Source organism: Mesorhizobium sp. M0768 (assembly GCF_040320195.1).
In the GTDB taxonomy this organism is placed as follows: Bacteria; Pseudomonadota; Alphaproteobacteria; order Rhizobiales; family Rhizobiaceae; genus Mesorhizobium.
On the sequence record NZ_JAMYPD010000002.1, the window covers coordinates 278,410 to 298,040 of the forward strand.

At 61.2% G+C, this 19,631-nt stretch carries 16 protein-coding genes and 1 pseudogene; 4 read left to right on the top strand and 13 right to left on the bottom strand.

Translation table 11 applies throughout. The features are described from left to right. Positions 1-27 precede the first annotated feature (27 nt). The 4 genes from NKI08_RS03650 to NKI08_RS03665 are packed head-to-tail and all read right to left on the bottom strand — an operon-like array spanning position 28 to position 4,094. A complete protein-coding gene (locus tag NKI08_RS03650; protein WP_352767242.1) occupies positions 28-978 on the bottom strand; it encodes a glycosyltransferase family 2 protein in 951 nt (316 codons plus the stop codon). Then, entirely contained in the window at positions 968-1,918 is a 951-nt protein-coding gene (locus NKI08_RS03655) for a glycosyltransferase family 2 protein (protein WP_352681433.1), read from the bottom strand. Before NKI08_RS03655 ends, NKI08_RS03650 begins: the two co-directional genes overlap by 11 nt. Further along, entirely contained in the window at positions 1,918-2,910 is a 993-nt protein-coding gene (locus NKI08_RS03660; RefSeq protein ID WP_352767244.1) for a glycosyltransferase family 2 protein, read from the bottom strand. Before NKI08_RS03660 ends, NKI08_RS03655 begins: the two co-directional genes overlap by 1 nt. Positions 2,911-2,921: 11 nt before the next feature. Beyond that, entirely contained in the window at positions 2,922-4,094 is a 1,173-nt protein-coding gene (locus NKI08_RS03665; protein WP_352469927.1) for a glycosyltransferase family protein, read from the bottom strand. A 301-nt stretch (positions 4,095-4,395) separates the two neighbouring features. Here NKI08_RS03665 and NKI08_RS03670 point away from each other — a divergent pair. Continuing rightward, positions 4,396-5,448 (top strand): annotated as a pseudogene (locus NKI08_RS03670) (polysaccharide pyruvyl transferase family protein); the annotation flags it as partial. A gap of 222 nt (positions 5,449-5,670) precedes the next feature. Here NKI08_RS03670 and NKI08_RS03675 read toward each other — a convergent pair. The 8 genes from NKI08_RS03675 to NKI08_RS03710 form a co-directional block, all read right to left on the bottom strand. Next, positions 5,671-7,134, bottom strand: a complete 1,464-nt coding sequence (locus tag NKI08_RS03675) for a lipopolysaccharide biosynthesis protein (protein WP_352469926.1) — start codon at positions 7,132-7,134, stop codon at positions 5,671-5,673. After that, positions 7,131-8,417: a glycosyltransferase gene (locus tag NKI08_RS03680; protein WP_352469925.1), complete on the bottom strand. Its 1,287-nt coding sequence runs from the start codon at positions 8,415-8,417 to the stop codon at positions 7,131-7,133. The genes NKI08_RS03675 and NKI08_RS03680 overlap by 4 nt, the downstream gene beginning before the upstream one ends. Before the next feature lie 70 nt (positions 8,418-8,487). Beyond that, positions 8,488-9,567 (bottom strand): glycosyltransferase, encoded by a 1,080-nt coding sequence (locus NKI08_RS03685; protein ID WP_352767247.1) that lies wholly within the window; start codon positions 9,565-9,567, stop codon positions 8,488-8,490. Positions 9,568-9,598: 31 nt separating this feature from the next. Continuing rightward, positions 9,599-10,930 carry a UDP-glucose dehydrogenase family protein gene (locus NKI08_RS03690; RefSeq protein ID WP_352469923.1) on the bottom strand — a complete coding sequence of 444 codons (1,332 nt, stop codon included), beginning with the start codon at positions 10,928-10,930 and terminating at the stop codon, positions 9,599-9,601. An 85-nt stretch (positions 10,931-11,015) separates the two neighbouring features. Next, complete coding sequence (gene exoK, locus NKI08_RS03695) at positions 11,016-11,882, bottom strand: endo-1,3-1,4-beta-glycanase ExoK (RefSeq protein WP_352767249.1); 867 nt, start codon at positions 11,880-11,882, stop codon at positions 11,016-11,018. A 131-nt stretch (positions 11,883-12,013) separates the two neighbouring features. Continuing rightward, on the bottom strand, positions 12,014-12,415 hold the full coding sequence (locus NKI08_RS03700; protein ID WP_352469921.1) for a hypothetical protein: 402 nt from the start codon (positions 12,413-12,415) through the stop codon (positions 12,014-12,016). 268 nt (positions 12,416-12,683) lie between these two features. Then, positions 12,684-13,706: a glycosyltransferase family 2 protein gene (locus NKI08_RS03705; RefSeq protein WP_352469920.1), complete on the bottom strand. Its 1,023-nt coding sequence runs from the start codon at positions 13,704-13,706 to the stop codon at positions 12,684-12,686. Positions 13,707-14,161: 455 nt separating this feature from the next. Further along, the gene (locus NKI08_RS03710; protein ID WP_352469919.1) at positions 14,162-14,482 is read right to left on the bottom strand and encodes an exopolysaccharide production repressor protein; all 321 of its coding nucleotides are present in this window, start codon (positions 14,480-14,482) and stop codon (positions 14,162-14,164) included. 558 nt (positions 14,483-15,040) lie between these two features. On the opposite strand from NKI08_RS03710, the gene NKI08_RS03715 reads away from it, so the two are divergent. Both NKI08_RS03715 and NKI08_RS03720 read left to right on the top strand, forming a co-directional pair. Continuing rightward, positions 15,041-15,718, top strand: coding sequence for a sugar transferase (locus NKI08_RS03715; RefSeq protein WP_023676307.1), 678 nt, complete (start codon positions 15,041-15,043; stop codon positions 15,716-15,718). 207 nt (positions 15,719-15,925) lie between these two features. After that, positions 15,926-17,137, top strand: coding sequence for a polysaccharide biosynthesis/export family protein (locus NKI08_RS03720; RefSeq protein WP_352540403.1), 1,212 nt, complete (start codon positions 15,926-15,928; stop codon positions 17,135-17,137). A gap of 125 nt (positions 17,138-17,262) precedes the next feature. Here the strand turns inward: NKI08_RS03720 and NKI08_RS03725 are convergent, their stop codons facing one another. Then, complete coding sequence (locus tag NKI08_RS03725; protein ID WP_352767252.1) at positions 17,263-18,534, bottom strand: O-antigen ligase family protein; 1,272 nt, start codon at positions 18,532-18,534, stop codon at positions 17,263-17,265. 341 nt (positions 18,535-18,875) lie between these two features. Here NKI08_RS03725 and NKI08_RS03730 point away from each other — a divergent pair, with 341 nt between their 5' ends. Further along, a complete protein-coding gene (locus NKI08_RS03730; RefSeq protein WP_352767254.1) occupies positions 18,876-19,628 on the top strand; it encodes an SDR family NAD(P)-dependent oxidoreductase in 753 nt (250 codons plus the stop codon). The last annotated feature ends 3 nt before the right edge of the window (positions 19,629-19,631 follow it).

Genomic DNA, 19,631 nt, shown 5'->3' on the forward strand with positions numbered 1-19,631 from the left:
AAACTGTCTTCATTCACCTGCAGCCCTTCACCTCCCCGCCACCACGGCAAACTGTGCCGCTACCCTTCGCAGCCGGACGGCGATCGGCATGCTCATATGCCGAACCGCCGCCGGATCGCTGAGCGCCGTCCATATCGCCTTGAGCGGGGACCGCGCCTTGATGTGCTGGACCAGCGACAGGAATGATGCCGCCCGGCGCAGGCTGCGAGCGCGCCTGGCGAACGCCGCCTCGGCCGCAGCATCCATGGAATGGGTCGCGGCGAAGGTGGCATCGGCCCTGCGCATCGCCTCGACGTGATGAAGTTCGAGCACCCGGGAGATGGAACCGGTGCGAATGTGGTAGATATAGCCCGTCGTCGGCTCGACGACGCATTTGCCGCCTTTAGCCAGAGCACTGGCCAGGAGGATATAGTCTTCGCCAATGATCAGGCTTTCATCGTAACGAAGCCCGTTCTCGTTCAGGAACCGGCGCTGGAAGATCGGCTTGAGGTAGCCGAGATTGAACCTCGATTCGAAGAGGACGTTACCGCCGATGAAATCCGCCAGCGAGATTGAACCGAGGCCTTCCAGATAGTCGGCCGGGAACATCGTCTCTTCGGCAACGCCATCCTCGCGAACGACCTGCAGATTATCGACCGCGATCTCGGCGCCCGCTTTCTCCGCGCGCTCGATCATGGTGCAGATTCGCCCGGGATAGACCGCGTCGTCCGAATCTAGGACCGCGACCCACCTGCCGCGGGCAAGCTCAAGGCCGGCATTCCTGGCGCCGCCGGGGCCACGGTTTTGCTCAAGCGCGACAACGTGTACGATGTCTTCGGGGTAGGATCTCGCCAGGTCGAGCGTCCGGTCGCGCGACTTGTCGTCGACGACGATGACCTCGACGCTGATATTGCGCTGGGCGACGGCGCTGGCAATCGCCCGATCGATGGTCGCCTCGGCATTGTAGGCGGCAATCACGAAGCTCACGTCAGGCTGCACGCTTGCCCCCTTGCTGCGGCGAAGACAGGCCGTATTGGCGGATTTCACGAACCCCGACGAGGCCGCTGACGACGCCGACATGCATAATGCCGCGAAGCACGCTGCGGTTCCGACGTACGGGGTCGATGGCGACCGGAATTGCCGACAGGAAACTGTAGGCGGCCTTTGCCGCGGCAATGCCGACCTGCTTGAGCCGGGCAAGGCCGTGTGCGTTGCGCCCCAGAAGATGACCATGCGTCTGCCCAACGCGGAACCGGCGGCGGCCGAGCCAGTCGAATGCCGCCCTGGCAGGTGGCACCGCTTCGTCGACCCAAGCCTCCGGCGAAAAGGCGATGCGGCCGCCGGCCTTGACCATCTGGTCGAAGAATTCCGTATCTTCGCCGCCGGTCTGGCCACGTGCCAGGCTGAAGCGCCGGCCGCGCAGGCTCTCAGCGCCAATCCTGAGCAGGACGTTGCAGGTGTAGCCGGTGCGGATTTCGCCGCTCACCCAGACCGGCAAGGTCGAGTGGAAATCGCCTTTGCGCATCCAGGCGGGCGCATCCGGCAGGTAACGGGCTTGCACCGGCCCAAGCACCGTCGCAGCACCTGTTGCTTCCGCCGTCGCCACCAGTTCGGCAAGCCAGCCAGCGGTGGCCGTCTCGTCATCGTCGATAAAGGCGACGAAATCCGCCGCACTGGCATCGAGGCAAGCGTTGCGCGCTATCGAGATGTTGCGGGCCGGGGCGTGCCGGTAGGTCATTGGCAGCTTCAACTCCGCAGCCAGCGTCGTCACCATCTGTTCGGCCGTCGGCGTATCGTCGTTGTCCGCGATGATAACACCGACGTCGAATCCCGCGGGCATATCCATGGCCGCTATGGAGCGAAGCGTGTCGGCAAGCTCCGGCCGGCGAAATGTGCAGACGCAGATATCGATGCTTCGATTTTTCCTGACCGGGTCCATCACGCTACCCCGCGCTGCGGTCGCGGTGCGAGCAGTTGCAGCCAGAAACCGACCGACCAGCCGAAATGCATGACCATTGCCGAGACGCCGGCAAGGGCAATGTCGGCTTTGCGCTGGCTGAGAGCGGTCCAAAAGCCGTAGCCGAGGCAGACTGACGCCCATAGCAAAAGCGGCACGGCCGCCAGCCAGTGGACGAAGGAAAAGGCGGCGAGAAGAACCACGGGGAACACTAGAAGCGGCACCATCTGCCGGATCTTCGGGATCATGCGGTGCTTGAGAACGTTCTTCGCCCGGCCACGGCCATAGCCGAGATACTGAAAATAGAGGCCCTTCAGCGAGGAACGCGGGTAGTAGACCATTTGCGTCTTGCCGGTCATCCAGATGCGGTAACCGGCCTGGCGGAGCCGATAGTCGAGTTCGGCATCCTCATTGTGGCTGAACGTTTCGTCATAGCCGCCGACCGCGGTGAAGGCCGATATCCGTATCAGTGCGTGGTGGCCATGATCGACCCATTCTCCCGCCGAAAGATGCCGGTGCTTGGAGCCGCCGGTGCCGAGCCTGGAGTTCTGCGCCGCTGCCGCTGCTTTCTGAACCATGCCGCTGCCACTGGTCAGCATCGAGACGACGACCGAATCCGCACCGGTGGCCTGCGCTTCTTCGACCAGCCGGTCGCAATAATCCGCAGGATAGCCGCCATGCGCGTCGATGCGAAGGAGATAGTCGACGCCTTCCCCGAACCTGGCGACGGCGAGATTGATTGCCGCGCTCTGCAAGCGCTTTTCATTGTGCAGCAGGGTCACCCGCTGATCTTTTGCGGCGATGTCCGCGACGATCGTCCTGGTGCCGTCCGTGCTGCCGCCATCGGCAACGATGATCACGGCGCCCAGCCTCTCGGCCGCAGGGCGGAGCTCTCGAAGCAACGCGCCGATATGGGCCGCTTCGTTCAGGCACGGAACCACGATCGTGCAGGATGGAATTTCGGTTTGCGTCATCGGCAGTCCTTCTATGCCAATGCTTCGGCAGCATATGGACCGGGAGCCGCAGTCAGCCCGCGGAGCTTTTCGACGAGCGCCCGACAATCGGCGCGGTCGTAGCTCCAGGTGCGCGGATTGCGGGCGAGAACACGCGCCCTCAATGTCCCGAACCGATGCTGCTCCATCGTGCCGACGGCGGCTTCGAGCGCCTCGGGCGTCGCTTCTGGCAAAAGAACCCCTATGCCTTGCCGGTCGAGGAACCGGCCGGTTTCGGTGGCTCCCATCGAAATCGGCACGGCTCCGAAGCGGCAGCCCTCATAGAGCCGGTTGGGCAGCAGCCATTCGGAGTTCAGGCCCTGCTCAAAAAAGTCGATGGCCCAGGAAAAGTGAACCTCGCGGTAGATCGCCGCCATATCCTCGGGATTGCGGTAGGGCCCGCCAAACGAGAGCCAGGGTTCCGATTCGACGAAACCGTGGAAATCGGGAAATTCGGACAGCGCCGGGCGGCCCCTGAGGACGATTTCAAAGCGGCCGTCGAGGCGGCGCGAAAATTCGGCCAGAAGCTCCAGGGAGCGACGGCAGCGAAGCGCCCCGAACCAGCCGATCCGCCAAGGCGGCGCAACGGGGTTCTCCGGTGCCGCGCGGTCATCCAGCGAGGCCGCGGCTGGCTCGAAATACTTGTTTTCGAGCAGTTCGACCGGGGCGGCAATCTGCCCGAACGGCTTGAAATAGTTGGCGATGAAGGCCGGAGAGCTGGTCACCAGAAGCTTCACATCCCTAGCCAGGAAGCGTTCTGCGCCGCGCATCGCCCATCCCAGCGGATCGTCGCGAAGCAGCAGGCGATGGATATCCAGGCACTCGTAGACGATCGGCACCGTTGCCTGGAAAGCCGACCTGGCGCGGCGGGCAAGCGCCAGCATTTCCAGATTGCGCGCGACAATGAGGTCGGGCCGTGGCATTGAGCTCAGCTTCGAGCCGGTCGAGACAACTGCCTTCATGATCGCGGCCAGACGTTGGGCGAATCGGCCATCACGAGTCGGCCCGAGATCGATCGGCTGCAAGCCCTCGACATCAGCAACTGCGCTTGCCGTACGACGAAAGCCCGCCAGCGTAACCTGGGCGCCGCCTGCCTTGAGCATTATGATCCGCCGGCGCACTGCCGGGTCGGAGACGTCGTGTACCAAGTACAAGACATGCAGCATGAAAACTCGACCGCTGTTGGCCCGCCCGCGACAATGCTAGTACAGCTCTTGCTGCATCGCAACATTTTTGGTTGCAGCGTAGCAAAGATCCCCGTTTTTTGTTGCACTGCAAAATCGATGGGTTAATCTCGCTCTGCTTGGGCCACATGGACCGCGCGTTGGCCTGCCATCGGGCTGCGCGCCAATAATCACGACGCGAGGACCATCCTTGGCGTGCAGCATTTTCGGCCAACCCGCCTGCAATCCGCCCTTCGCACCCGTCGATGGAAGCACGGGACTACTCACGAAATGAGGTCATTCCATGAAGATCGCGGTTGAAAACACCGTCTGCCTGAATACCGGGGATGCAGCGATTCTCCTGGCGATCCGCCATGTTTTCAAGACGATCGTGCAAGACGATATCCAATTCTACGTTTTCGACAGCCAGCCGGAGGTGGCGGCGAGGCTCTACACGAAGAAAGAGTATCCTGATCTCGAATTTCACAAGCTGCTGTCGGAATCTCTGTTCCGCTACAAATACGGCAGCGGGCTGAAGAACCTGTTCAAGCCGATCTACAATCGGCTCGTCCTCAATGCCCTGCGGCGGTTCGGCACCCGCGGCGTTCTCGGGCGTTTGTTCAGCTCAAGCAATCGCCGTGGTCTCGATATCTACAAAGACGCCGACCTCGTGGTCACGACAGGCGGAACCTATCTTGTCGAGACTTACAATCTGGAACGGCGACTTAATCAATTCCGGATCGACGCGATTCTGGGCAAGGACCCCGTCTTCTTCACGCAATCGCTCGGCCCGTTCAACAAAAGTTACAATCGCCAGGAGTTGAGCCCGATCTTCGACCGGAGCCCGCTCATCCTGCTGCGCGACGAACGTTCGCGAGGCCACATTGTGGACATGGTGAAAGACCCCGGCAAATGCCACGTCGTGGCCGACGCCGTCTTTGCCCTGGCCGATACTGACAGGATCGGAAAAATTCTGGCCTCCTGCCAGTCGGCGACCGTCACCGGCCGCGTCGCCATTTCCGTCCGTCACTGGAACTATGTCAGCGACGGCGAGGGCGGCATGCGCCGCTACATCGACTCGATCCGCGCGATCGCGACCATCCTGGTCAGGGACCACGCCAAGGAGGTCACCTTCGTCTCCACCTGCCAGGGCGTGCCGGAATACGCCCATGATGATTCCAAGACGGCGCGGGCTATCGTTGCCGAACTCGATCCGGAGATCGCCAAGCATGTCCGCGTGGACGCTTCGTTCCACACGCCGGAGCAACTGATGGCACTGGTGAAAGGCTTCGACTTCGTCGTCGCAACGCGCATGCACATGATGATCATGTCGCTCTGCGTCGGCACGCCGGTGCTGCCGATTGCCTATGAATTCAAGACCAAGGAACTTGCCAAGCGGATCGGCGTCGCCGACCTGCTGCTCGACATCGACACGGTGACGCCCGAGGAAGCGAGCGCGAAGCTCGGCAGACTTACCGCCAATCTCGACCTCTATCGCAGGACGAGCCTTCAGGCAGTGCTTGAGGAGCATGCGTCGGCGATGTCGGCAGGTGAGCTTTTGAGGCCGGTGATTGCCGGCCTAGCGGGCGTTGCGCATGGCGCTGGAAAGCGTGGTGAACAGGGCGCTGCGCGACTGGCGAAGGGCGAGCATGAGGACCAGGCCGATCGAATAATTGAGGGCACCCGCCAGGACCACCGCGAGCAGGTCTGACTGGCTGGTCAGCGATGCCGGCAACTCGCGGTACACGGACCAGGCAAGCAGCGACGACGCGATGAATAGTCCCTGCATGACCAGGAAGTCGGCTGCCGTCACCGGGCCGACCCGGTGGACAAGAACGGCAAGTACCGGGACGCGCAGCACATAACCGCTGATCGCGTAGGCCGCCGCGACACCGACGGCGCCCCAGTGCAGGCCGATGATGAAGGCGGCGACCGTCGTCAGCGACGAGTAGATGCCCCAGTGGAACATGGTCTTGGTCTTGCCCTGGCAGATGAAGATCCAGCCGGTGGTGCTCGAGACGGACTGGATCAGGCTGGCGATGCCCAGCCAGGCGAAGATCGGCGCCACCGCCGTCCAGCGCTCGCCGAAGAGAAGCCCGACGACCTGGTCCGACGTCAGCGTCAGCGCCGCGATGCCGGGCATAGTGATGGCCGCCAGCATCCAATTGGTTCGCACATAGATGTCGCGAAACCGCGCCTTGTCCTCATGGATGCGACTCAGCAGCGGCACCATCACGCGTGTCAGCGGCTGGTTGATATTCTGCAGCGGAAACAGCAGGAGCTTGTAGGCGCGGTCATAATAGCCGAGCTCGATCGCGCCCGAATATTTTCCGATCAGGATGTTGTCGAGATTGCGCGAGAAGAAGTTGGCCAGATTGAAGCCGGTCAGATTGGCGCCGAACGACAATATGTCGGTATCGACCTTCAGGTCCGGCCGCGACGGCGTCCAGCGCGCCACCTGCCATGCCGCGGCCAGCGCGACAACAGCCGAAACCGCCGGGCCAATGACCAGCGACCAGTAGCCCAGCCCCGCATAGGCGGCGATTGCGGTAGTCGCAAGTCCGGCAGCGGCGGTTATCACGTCGTTCAGCGCGAGTTGGCCAAAGCGCAAGTGACGGTTCATCAGCGCCAGCGGCACCGCGGCGAGGCTGCCAAGCAGCAGCGGCAAGGCAGAGCCGATGGTGATCCCGACCATGCGTTGATCGCCATAGAAGGCAGCGATGGCGGGCGCCAGGCATGCAACCACCACGGCACTGCCCATCCCCACCAGCGCACTGATCCAGAATACCTGGTTGAGCTGCTCGGTGCTGATATCCTTGCGCTGGACCACAGCCTGTTGCAGGCCAAGATTTTGAAGCAGCCCGACAAAGGCCACGATCGGCCCGACGGAAGCCACTAGGCCGAAATCCTCGGGCACGAGCAGACGGGCAAGCACGATGACCGAGAGAAACTGGATCGCCATCTTGAAGCCTTGCGCGCCGATCGTCACCATGCCGCCGCGCAGGGCGACGCGACCGAACTGGGGGGGCGGGTTGGCGTTCATGCCGGCTGCCTGGCTTCGGCCAGTTGAGCAACGATCTGCGCAAAACGTTCGTTGAGTACGTCCGCGTTGAAATCCTGCTCGATCTTGCGGCGCGCCGCATATGCGATGCGCTCGCATTTGTCCGGGTTCTCTGCCACCCAGACAAGCTTGCGGGCCAACGCCGCAACGTCTCGCTCCGGTGCGAGGAAGCCTGTCTCCTGATCCTCGATCAGTTCGGGGATGCCCGAGTGATAGGTGCTGACGACGATCAGCCCGGCGGCCATAGCTTCCATCAGCGCCACCGGAATACCCTCGAGATCGCCGTCTCGCGCGGCTACGCTAGGCAGCAGGAATACGTGGGCATTGCGCAGGCGCTGCTTGACCTCGGCATGCGGACGCGGCCCGAGGAAAGTCACCCGGTCGGCAATGCCGAGATTTGCGGCGAGCTTCTTCAACTCTTCCAGCAATTCGCCGCCGCCAATCACCGAATAGACCCAGTCGCGCCGCGGCAGGCTGGCGAGCGCCCGAAGGGCGAATTCGATGCCCTTCTTTTCGGTCAGCCGGCAGACCGAGATGAAGGACAGCGTGTCCCGGTCCCAGGAACGCCAATGGTAGCCGATCTCACCGGGCCGCACGCCCATATGGTGAACCATGACTTGCGCCGGGGGTGCGCCGACGCCGATCAGGGCGTCGCGGAAAAACGCGTTCACCGGGAGCTGGAGAACGCCCTTGTCGAAGACAACCTTGTAGCGCGTGAGCGTGTTGTCATGCAGCGGTTCGCCGACATCGCGGCCGTGGAATATGGTCACCAGCGGAGCGGAAATCCGGCCTCGTTTCATGGCGCGGGCGACGCGCATGCCGTTATTGCCGAAATGCGCGACGATCACATCGGCGTTCTGCAACTTGCGCGCAAAAGCGATGTCGACAGCGGTCGAGAGCTTATCCCAGAACCTGCCCGACCATCTCCTGAGCGTCGGCCGAAAGCGCCCCAGCCCGCCCCACCAGCAGACGACCTTGCCAGGGAGAGCCTGCCAGCGGCGATCGTCGATGTTGCTGTCCTTGCCGAAGGAAGTCTCGTTGCAGACGACGCCGACTTGCATGCCGCGCTCGAGGCACCCTTCTATCTGGTCGAGGACGAAGGTCTCCGACAAAGAGGGGAACTTATCAACTACGAAGCAAATCTTCATCGAATGGACGATCTTTCGAGGCCGGTCGGCGATCTGCTCGCGCGGATGAGGGATGACGCCCGTCGCCGCCGTGCGAGGCGCCTCAAGCGTCCGGTGTTGTGCGTGTCGTTGTCCCAAAGCAGCTCCCACCCTGGTCAGGCGCGAGAGCCGGCTTTTAGGCGACATGCATGGCGTTGGACGAAATACATCAGGCGGCACGCTCCAGCGCGCCTTGCCTGGCGCGGTCGAGAACGCCGAGAAAAGTCGCGAACTGGCCGTCGGGGTTCATTTGCGGCCGCCCCGAAAACAGCTGCGCCGCCGCCGACAGCCGATCGTACTCGGCCTTGTCGCTCCATAGTCGCCTGACCGCGGCGACCCAGTCGTCGAGCGGTGCGTCATAGTCGAGCACCACGCCGCCGGCGCCAATCGCCTCCGGCAGGCCGCCGCGACGGGACCCGACGACTGGAATGCCGCTGCAATGGGCCTCGGATGCCACCCGCCCCCAGGCTTCTTCCCATTTGCTGGGCGCCAGCAGGATCTTGGTGCGGCCATAGACGGTCTTCATGTCGCTGGTGCGGCTTTCCAGCCTGACGTTGCGCAGCGGGGCGATGATCTGTTCGATCTGCGCCCGATGGTCGTCGTCGAGCTTCCAGCTTTCGACGAACAGGAACGGAATTTCGGGGCATTGGCCGGCGATGCGCACGGCGAGTTCGAACCCTTTTTCGTTGTAAGGATTGATCAGCGTGACGAATTCACCGGTGGTCGGCGTGCTGTAGAGCCCGGGATTGATGGTCGGCGGGATCACGGTCGAGTCGATGCCGAACCTTTCCTTATAGGTGCGGGCAGTGAATTCGGAATTGGCGATATAAAGCGCCGAATGCAATTCGCGCAGGTCGCCGGCCAGTTCGTGGAATTCGACGTTCCGCAGATAGACCACCAGCGGTATTCCGAGCGCCTGCAGCGCCTTTCCGATCGGCACCGATTTGTGGCACTGCACGACGGCGACATCGGGATCGAGCCGTTCGACCGCGAAGCGCGCCGCCTCCCAGGGAAACCATGCCCGCACGACCGGATAGCCGGGATAGCTGTCGATGACCGCTCGCTGGCGAAGCAGCTTCATCTTGGCGCGCGCCTTGAAGCCGAACATGCCGTCACCGAACAGCGCCGCCAGAACCGAGGCGTCATGACCGTGCTCGCGCAGCTGCTCGACCAGATGATGCGTGCTCGACTGAACGCCACCGCTGAACTGCGGCGTGTAGCCGTTGCCGCCCGCAAACAGAACTTTCATGGACCTGGCTCCTTGCTGGACCGCCCTAGCGTCACGCCGCCATTCTGCCGATGCTGTGGTATTCGATGCCGTGGCGGGCGATGACCTTGGGGTCGTAGAGATTGCGTCCGTCGAAGATAACGGGCGTGGTCAGCGCGTTCTTCAGCGCATCGAAAGACGGCGCGCTGAAGCTTTTCCACTCGGTCACGATCAAGAGCGCATCGGCGCCTCGCAGCGCGGCCTCCTTGGTGCCGCACAGTTGCAGGTCATCGCGGAGCCCGTAGATCGCCTGGCATTCCTGCATCGCCTCGGGATCGTAGGCCTGGACATTGGCACCGGCGGCCCAGAGCGCTTCCATCAGCGTGCGGGCCGGGGCCTCGCGCATGTCGTCGGTATTGGGTTTGAAGGCCAAGCCCCACAGCGCAAATGTCTTGCCTTTGAGATTGCCCTTGAAATAGCGGTCCACCTTCTCGAACAGGACCGACTTCTGCTGGTTGTTGCGCTCCTCGACGGCACGCAGCAGCTTGGCGTCGAACTTGACGGCCTCGGCGGTCTTGATCAGGGCACGCACATCCTTCGGGAAACACGAGCCGCCATAGCCGAGGCCCGGATAGATGAAGTGGTAGCCGATCCGCGGGTCGCTGCCGATGCCCTTGCGGACTTCCTCGATGTCGGCGCCCAGTTGTTCGGCCAGGTTGGCCATTTCATTCATGAAGCTGATCTTGGTCGCCAGCATGCAATTGGCCGCGTATTTGGTGAACTCGGCACTGCGCACATCCATGACGATCATCTTTTCGTGGTTGCGGTTGAACGGCGCGTAGAGCTCGCGCATCACCGCCTCGGTGTCCTCGTTGCTGGTGCCGACGATGATGCGGTCGGGCTTCATACAGTCGCTCACAGCGGACCCTTCCTTGAGGAATTCCGGATTGGAGGCGACGTCGAAAGCCAGATCCTCGCGCCCGCGCGCCTTCAGCGTTGCGGCGATCCTGGCCTTTATCCTTTCGCAGGTGCCGACGGGCACGGTCGACTTGCCGACGACGATCTTGGGCTCGTCCATCTCACGACCGATGGCCTCGGCGACGGCCAGCACATATTTGAGGTCGGCCGAACCATCCTCGCCCGGCGGCGTGCCGACGGCGATCATCTGGATCTGGCCATGCTTGATCGCCGCGGCGGCGTCGGTGGTGAACTTGATGCGGCCGGCGGCATGGTTCTCCTTGACGATGTTTTCGAGCCCAGGCTCGAAGATCGGGACATGACCCTGGTTGAGCCGCTCGACCTTTTTTGCATCGATGTCGACGCAGACCACCTGATGGCCGACTTCGGCAAGCACCGCCGCCTGTACAAGACCGACATAGCCGATTCCAAAGACAGTCAAATTCATTCGGTTTCATCCCTGTTCAAGGCTTCGGGCCTGTTCGAGCTTCGGTTTTCCGACCACCTTCGGCCCGGCCGGTTCAGATGCGCTTCTAGTTTGTGTTGCATGCCAGCGATTCGGGGAATTGGCAGGGCTGGCCAAGTGCGGTGAATGCAACACGATCCACCTGCATGGTGAGCTTGCGGCCCGGATCCGAGAACGGCCCCATCCACCCCTTCATCGTATCGCTGCCCCACAGGCTGAAATAGATCCTTTGCGAATGGGTGGGCAGCTTCGCCGGATCGGTGATCTCGTGGACAAGCTTGCCGTTGACGTACCAGCGCAGCCGGTCCTTTTCCCAGACGAAGGCGTAGTCGTTGAAGGCCTTGTCGGTGCCGCCGGCGACGTCGACCAGTTTCTCGTTCTTGCCTTTGCCGGCTATATAGGCATTGACCTGGACCTTGGACGTGTCCTTGGTCAGCACCTCGAAGTCGATTTCATCATGCGGCTGCTTGTCGGCATCGCCGACGAAGCTGAAGAATGCCGCGTTGACGCCAGAGCCCGTGTCGGTCTTCATCCGCGCCTCGTAGGTGCCGTAGCCGAAGCGCTGCTTGGTCTGGATCTCGGCGCAGGCGAATTCGCGATCCTTCAGCTTGCGCTTCTCGAAACCGAGCGTCAGCATGCCGTCGGAAAGCCCGATCAGGCTTTTGGACCAGGTGCAGTTCTGATGCTTGCCGTTCGTCCAGCCGTCGGAAATGTACCAGCGCGCGCGACTGAGGCTGGTGAAATCATCGACAAAGGACGGCGCGGTTGGGAGATCCTGCGCGCCGGCGGGCACCAGGCCCGCAACCAGACTGCCGAGAACGACCAGCAGAAACGCGCCGTCTGAACGGAGCCGCCGCAGCTTGCCTGGGATCGGGCGCGTGAACGGGGTGCCTCGGGTTGCCGGGGCGGGCGTGCTTTTAAGATCTGCGTTCATATCAAACTCACCTTGTGCTGTGCGCCCCCAAAGCGATCGTTCGAACCGTGACGAAACAACCTGATCTTGACCTCTGTCGCTCCCAAGCTCCGTGTTGTGCCTAAAACCATTGCGCCGACCCGGGTGTTCGCTCAGCCTGTGCCGGAATCGGCGGGCTTCACAAAATCGGTCCTTATGTCGGGACCGTTCTGCCGCTTCTCTTCGAAGATTTCATCCAGCGAATGACGGAGATCCTTCATCTTCTGCATCTGGCGCGACAGCGCTGCGATGCGCCGCTCGCAATTCAGGATCGACCTGGTCAGTTCGCCGACTTCGGAAGACCTGCGAGAGGAGACCGTTCCGTTCTCCATCGCCTCAACCAGAAAGGCGGCATTGGTAGCGGTTGTCCTGTAGCGGTTCTCAAGGCCGCTCTTCTCCGCCTCGACTTCGGCCGAGATCTGGTCCAGCAGCTTTGCCAACCGATCAAGGCGCGAGGTGTCGGTCTGCGTGTCGCGCGCCGGATCTCTCGACCGGAAGCGAAAGATCGAGGCCATGCAGTCAGCGCCCCATCATCGTCGAGCTGGTGAACGGCCTTAGTGCCCGTCCACATTCAAAAGACATTTCTTGCATCGTCCAGCTCCTCCGACAGGGTATGTCTCGGGCCAGTTCGGTTGGCCGTCCAAAATTGCTGCACCGCAACATAGATTGCCATTCCCTGCGCGCATAGGCAACCACTAGATCGTAAACTCATGAATCTCGTTGAAATGGTGCGAGCCGACCGAAGGGTAAGGGAGTGGCTACCGCCATCGCACGTTGACGTGCCTAGCTTTCGTTGGCCGTGCTGGTTCCGGCCATGAGGAAGCGCAGCGGCGGCACATGCTGACGCTTCGCAGCGAGACCAGCGCGGCGAAACAGCGCATCCAGCTTGTCGGAGGCAACGCCGCGGACGACGGCTGTGAGGTTGGACGAGCCGGCCAAGGCGTAGGCCGCGGCCGGTGCCAACCCGCGCTCAGCCTTCACGTCTAAAAACTTCCGCAACCGGTATTTGTCGCGGATGTGCCGCTCGTGCCTTCTCAGCGCAGCCTTCGATGCCTCCGGCAAACTGTCGATCGCAAGCAGTGCCAGGTCGGCATCGGCCAGATGCTTCAGGTCCTGGGTCTTGTGCCGTCCGCTCAGCGAATCGGCGCGCACGATCGCGCCGTAGCCACAGGATTTGATGACCTTGAAGCGCGCGCCAAGGGCAACCGCGCGCGCATAGAGTTCATAGTCTTCACCCAGGCGCAGCTTCTCGTCGTAGCGCAGCCCATGCCGATCGAGGAAGGCGCGGCTGATCACGGGTTTGAGGAACCCCAGTTCCCCTCGTTGCACACGGCGCCTGGAGATGTTGGCGTCGATGAAACCCTCGAAATCGAGGAATTCCGGCTCGGGCGAGAACGGTGGAGCCACGATTTTCGAAACGTCGGTTGCCGCGTCATCCCTGACAAGCATGATGTTGTCTGCGGCGAAATCCCAATCGGTGCTGGCGAACAGTCTGTGAAACCTGCCTTCGAAAAAGAAATCATCAGCGTCCAGAATGCTGATGAACGGCGACCTGGAACCGGCAATCGCGGCGTTGCGTGCAAAGGATGGGCCGCGATTGGCGTCGAAGCGGATGACGGAAAGACGGCCCGTGCCGTCGCCGGCCGCGTGGGCGACTTTCGCGGTATCGTCGGTGGACGCGTCGTCGACGACGACAACCTCCGCAACCTCAGGCTCGCGTAATGCCGATGCAATGGCAGCCGGGATTGTCCGCGCCGCATTGCGGGCGGCGATGATCACGCAGACCTGGAATGATGTCATAGACATGCCTCTCGGTTGCAGAAGCCGTTGCGGATTTCCTCGCCCCGTCCGCTCAATGCCCCACCGCCCATCCTGAAATGCATCGGCCCAAACGCCTATGCTGCAAGTGCGAAGCAAGCATCGCCAAAATCATCGGCGCCGTCCAGTTTTTCATTTTGCTGGGTGTCATGGCCCGGTTGGGTAGGCGGCGAGCCTCAATCGGGATGGCTCCAGAAATGCGCCGCTTGGCAGAGCCGTTCCTACACGCTCCATCAGAGCGCTCAACTGGCAGAAACCAGTTGCTGATCCTCGCCGACCGGACGGCGGCGGGGCGGAGCGAGCGCGTCGAGGCCCGCAGTGTCAAGGAATTGAAAGAACAGGAATGCCGACTGCCGGTGTCGTTGAGGTGAGCAATTCGTCAGGGGACCGGCGAGCTTAACCACAGGTCACATGGACATCGCAGACCGCGGCCAGGCCCGAAATCAGTGAAGGCCTCTCCTGGCGCTGAGTTTCTCGGCTTCGGCCGCTTCGTTCGAACTCAGCTTTCGTTCAGCGTCGCGGATTTTGTCGGCCGGGGTCGGGGCATTTCTGGCAACCATGGCAAAGACCAGCAGAAAATAACCCAGTTGGATGACTATAGCGCAGCCGATGACACGAAACAGCGTCGTACCGAGCGAGGCGCCGCCTAAATAGGACCAGACGATCACGATCGCCAGCGCAAAACACATTCCGATAATGAACTTTGGCAGTGACATACCCGATAGCCCATCAACCGGCTCGGGAAAAAATGTCGACAAGCCCACCCCGAGCACCTCCCTTAAACTCTGCGAGCTTATTTAGGTTGCCCGCTTCTGGCCGGTTGCTTCCGGCCTAGCCCAATCTGTCCATAGTCCGACAGAAACAATTTGCAACTCTATTGAGCCGCGCAATAGGCGGCAAGGGCAGCTGCGCAATAAATTTTAAACGAATCCTCGGGATCGACTCTGCCATGGTGCAACGCACACGTCGGCATCACCACTGATTGCCGGATATCGACTCGCTCCAGTAAGATTTATAATATTGAATAGTATTTTAGCATAACATCAGTCATTATCTTGAAATTCTAAATGACGGCAAAGCTCCACAGGAGGGTATAAAGAGCGATTCGCCTAAAATCAGCCCCAAAATTGGACTAGTTTTTCCAAAATTGCCCATAATCTGCCTCTTTTGCGACATAACGGCGAAATTTTGTGCAGGACGAGTTTATTATTTAGTCAGTTCATGACGCGACTATTACAGCCGTCTGGGAAATTGTGTGTTGCGCTGCAACATTTTTTTGGTATCGTGCGGTAAACCATCCGTTCAACGTATGGAGTTTACGCATGAGGGACGTAGCCAAGCCGGCCGATGCGGATTTTTCGCAGGCCGGCGTCGATTTTCCGCCACCGATTGGCGGCCTGCTCAAACGCAGCTTCGATATTGTCGGTTCGTTGATCGGCCTGGTCGCTCTCAGCCCGCTGTTCGTGATGATAGCGCTGCTTGTCAGGTTTTCCGATGGCGGGCCGATTTTCTATGGTCACAGCCGGATCGGCCGCGGAGGACGGATTTTTCCGTGCCTCAAGTTCCGCACCATGGTTCCAGACGGCGAGCGGGTGCTTGCTGCCTATCTCGCCGCGAATCCGGAGGCCAACGCCGAATGGATAGCGACCCGCAAGTTGAAGAACGACCCGCGGATCACGCGCGTCGGAGCGGTGCTGAGGAAGCTCAGCCTCGATGAGTTGCCGCAGATCATCAACATCCTGCAGGGGGATATGAGCCTGGTCGGGCCTCGTCCCGTGGTGCGCGATGAGCTGGAGATTTATGGCAATTCGGCCGTCTATTATCTTAAATCGCGCCCCGGCCTGACAGGGCTGTGGCAGGTCAGCGGACGCAACGATGTTTCGTATGACAGCCGCGTCGCATTCGACAGGCACTATGTCGAGAACTGGTCGATGTTCGAAGACATCCGCATCATCATCAAGACCGTACCCGCGGTCTGGATGTCGCGAGGCTGCTACTGACGGCCGCTTGCTGGCCGTGCATCGAGGAGCGACTGTCCAGAATTCGGGCCTGGAACTCAGGCCCCTAACTCAGGCATCGGCAGCTCATCGGGCGGGGCAAACCAGATCGGAAACGCTCAGTTGAAAGCAGATATAATCGATATTTTTTGCACCGGTATTCTCTCCAGACGCATGCGGCGAGTACGGCTTTTGACGACTTGCCTTACAATGGCGACCGGCCTGACGCTGTCGCTCGCCTTGCCACAGTTTGCCTTCGCCGACGACTATCGCCTAGGAGCACAGGACAAGCTGACCATTCGCGTGGCGGAATGGCAGACCGTCGAAGGCACGTTCCGTGACTGGTCGGCCATCAATGGAGAATACACGGTCGGGCCCGCTGGAACCTTGTCGGTTCCCTTCGTCGGCGAGATGCCCGCATCCGGCAAGACGACTTCGGAGATCGCCGCATCGCTCGGCGAGGCGCTGCAGCGCAAGCTCGCTCTGGCCGACAAGCCGGAGGCTTCCGTCGAAATGGCACAGTACCGGCCATTCTACATCTCCGGCGAGGTGCAATCGCCCGGCCAGTATCCTTGTGTGCCTGGGTTGTCCGTGCTGAAAGCGATGAGCATTGCCGGCGGAGCCCGGCGGAACCCGGAGAGCGGGCAGCGCTACGACCGCGACCTGATCAATGCGAAGGGCAATTTCGACGTATTACAAGACCAATTGGTCAGGCTGACCGTCAAGCGCGCCCGCATCGAAGCGGAACTGGCGGACAAGCCGGCATTCGCGGTGCCGAAAGAGGTGGCCGACGATCCGAAGCTGCCCAGCATCGTTGCCGATGAGACGGCGATCCTGGCGGCCGACCAGAAGAAACTCAAGCTGCGCTTGCAGGCGCTCGACGATTTGAAGGCGCTGCTGCAGAGCGAGATCGATTCGCTGCAGAAAAAGATCGTCAACCAGCAGAAGCAGGTTGATCTGGCGAAGGAGCAGCTCAACGGCATCGGCTCGCTGGCGCAAAAGGGCCTGGTCGTCAACACGCGGGTTTTGAACTCGCAGCAAACCATCGCCGATCTCGAGGGCCAGATCCTGGATTACGAAACGGCGATTCTCACGGCCAAGCAGTCGATCAGCAAGGCCACCCAGGACGCCATCGATCTCGAGAATACCCAGAACTCCAGCCTCGCGACCGACCGGCAACAGACGGAAGCCGATCTCAACGAGGTGACGCTGAAGCTGAATATGGAAAAGGCCTTGATGTCCGAAGCCTTGTCGGGCAGCCCCATGCCGCAATTCTACGGCAACAACGAACCAGCGGCCTTATCATTTTCCCTGGTGCGGGTGGTCGACGGCAAGACCAGCGAAATCACCGCCGATGAAGACACACCGGTGCTGCCAGGGGACGTGATCAAGGTCAAACCGGCGCCCCTGGCCATCCAGTAGCTTCTTTCCACCGGAGCAAAACACCAACCCCGCAGGCAGCGGTCTGCGGGGTTTTTGCGTTTGGGATCTTATGGATCAGAAAACAAGCCGGCCTTCGGGCAACGAACCGCCTGGATCCGCCCGCTCTAGCCTCGCACGGCGTCCGGTTCCTCTAGATGGTTCACGGCGCTCCACCGGGAAGGAGCGACGGCCGGCACCCTCACCAGTTTGAAGTAGCTGTAGTACAGCAGGAACGATCCCATGATGTAGGGATTGAGGGTCTCGACCTCGACGAAGGATCGGATGAACAGAAGCACCATGACGCCGGCAAGAATCACGGACTCGGCTTGCCATGTCCTGAATATCAGCGCCGAGACGTGACCCCAGAGCGTGCGCAGGATGATCAGCGAAAGCAGTGTCGCGCCGACGAAGCCGAGTTCCACCAAGGTCTCGATGTAGGTGTTGTGGAAGTGGAAGCCGCTTCGCGCGGCGATATAGAATTCGTTCCACAGCCGCTCGGCCTCGGAGAAGCCCTGAACCCAATAAGCCGCGTAGCCGACGCCGAGGATGGGCGATTGCTGCGCGGCATTCCAGCCCTGTTGCCAGAGGTAGGTTCGTCCGGTGAGCGTCGAATCCTTGCCGAAAAGGCCAAGGACAAAGTCCATCAGCCCGAGATTCAGCGCAATCACGGTGCAGGCGACCAGCCCGCCCGCACCGATCATGAAAATCACCCGGCGATGGCGGAGCGAAAGCAGCTTGCCGATGGAAAGCAGGGCGACCAGAGCGAGAACCGCGGGGGTAGATGCCATTGAAGTGGCGGAATGCGACACCACCAGCAGATAGCCCGATAGAAGGACAATCGGTACGATCAACAAACAGCTTATCCGGCCGCGCCTGAGAAAGGCGAGGTAGACAACGCAGAAATAGATGCCAAGCGATGCGACAAAGCCGATCTGGTTCTTGGAGCTGAACGCGCCGACGAAATTATACGTCCCATCGAGAACATCGTAGGAATAGCCCGCGACCTTGAGCGAGTAGAGCAGGACGACGAAAATCCCGATCAGGGCACCTATGGTCAAGGTCCGGACGCTGACGGTGCGCGCGGCAATGTAGGCGCAGGCGATATGGGAGCAATATTGGACGGCCGTCCTTGCCGTGGTGCCGGGAGCTGCCGACCAGAACACCGAGAAGCAGACATAGGTTGCGAAGGCCAGCGGAAGCCAGGCGCTGGAAGCGTGCCTTAATATCTTGCGGTAGTCGACCAGGATGAGCGGTAGCCAGACCGCATAGTAGGCCAGGATCATGGCCTGGCCGAAAATGGTCGAGTAGGAAAACGCCCAGATCGAGACGGCAACGGCAAAGCTGCCGTAGACCGTGTTCTTGTCCGGATCGATCAACAGAGATTTTGGAATCTTCATCTCGATAGCGGTTTTCCGTCCTTGCAGCTCAATGCCGATTTCATGGGCCGCTCGTGGGCCGATTCGTCGGACCGATGGGAGCCTCGCCTGCAGGCGCTCGCATTGTGCAGTGCAATATAACCCATCCGGCGCCGCCTGTCACCCGGATGCCAACCGGGCGCGTCGTTCCAGCCGTTCTCTCCGTATCGGGCTCTCCATACCGGGCGAGACGATTTGGCCAGAAGGCAGTGCCGTACAATTGACCGGTGCTGGCCCATCATAAGCTGTTCTGAGTTGCAAGTCCGCGCTTGAACTTGTCCGCCGTTGACTTCACATTCGCCGCCCATTGGGAGGAAGACCACATGCCGATGAGTTTCGCGGGACGATTTGCCGGACGATCTGCTGTTATCACCGGCGGCGCCTCAGGCATCGGCCTGGCCGTCGCGCAAAGGATCACTGACGAAGGCGGGCGTGTTTCGGTATGGGATCGCGATGCCGCCCAGATCGAGCAGGCCAAGGCCATTGTTCCAGGCCTGCACAGCGTGACCCTCGATGTTGCCGACCCCCTAGCCGTCGAAGCCGCCGCCGGAGAGACGATCGAAGCGCTTGGCGCAGTCGACGTCCTTGTCACCAGTGCTGCCATCACCGGACCGAACATGACGACCTGGGAGTATTCCGTAGAGGATTGGCGCCGGGTCATCGACATCAACATCAATGGCGTCTTCTTCTGCAACAAGGCGCTGGTCTCGCATATGCTCGAACGCAATTATGGCAGGATCGTCAACATCGCCTCGATTGCCGGCAAGGAAGGTAACCCGAACGCCTCGGCCTACAGCACCTCCAAGGCGGCGGTGATCGGCATGACCAAGTCGCTCGGCAAGGAACTGGCCAAGACCAAGGTGACGGTGAACTGCGTCACGCCGGCGGCCGTGCGCACCGCGATCTTCCAGCAGATGAGCCAGCAGCACATCGACTTCATGCTGTCCAAAATACCGATGGCGCGGTTCGGCGAGGTCGAGGAGGTGGCGGCGCTGATTTGCTGGATCGCGTCCGAGGAATGCTCGTTCACGACGGCTGCCGTCTTCGACGTCTCCGGCGGCCGGGCGACCTACTGAGGC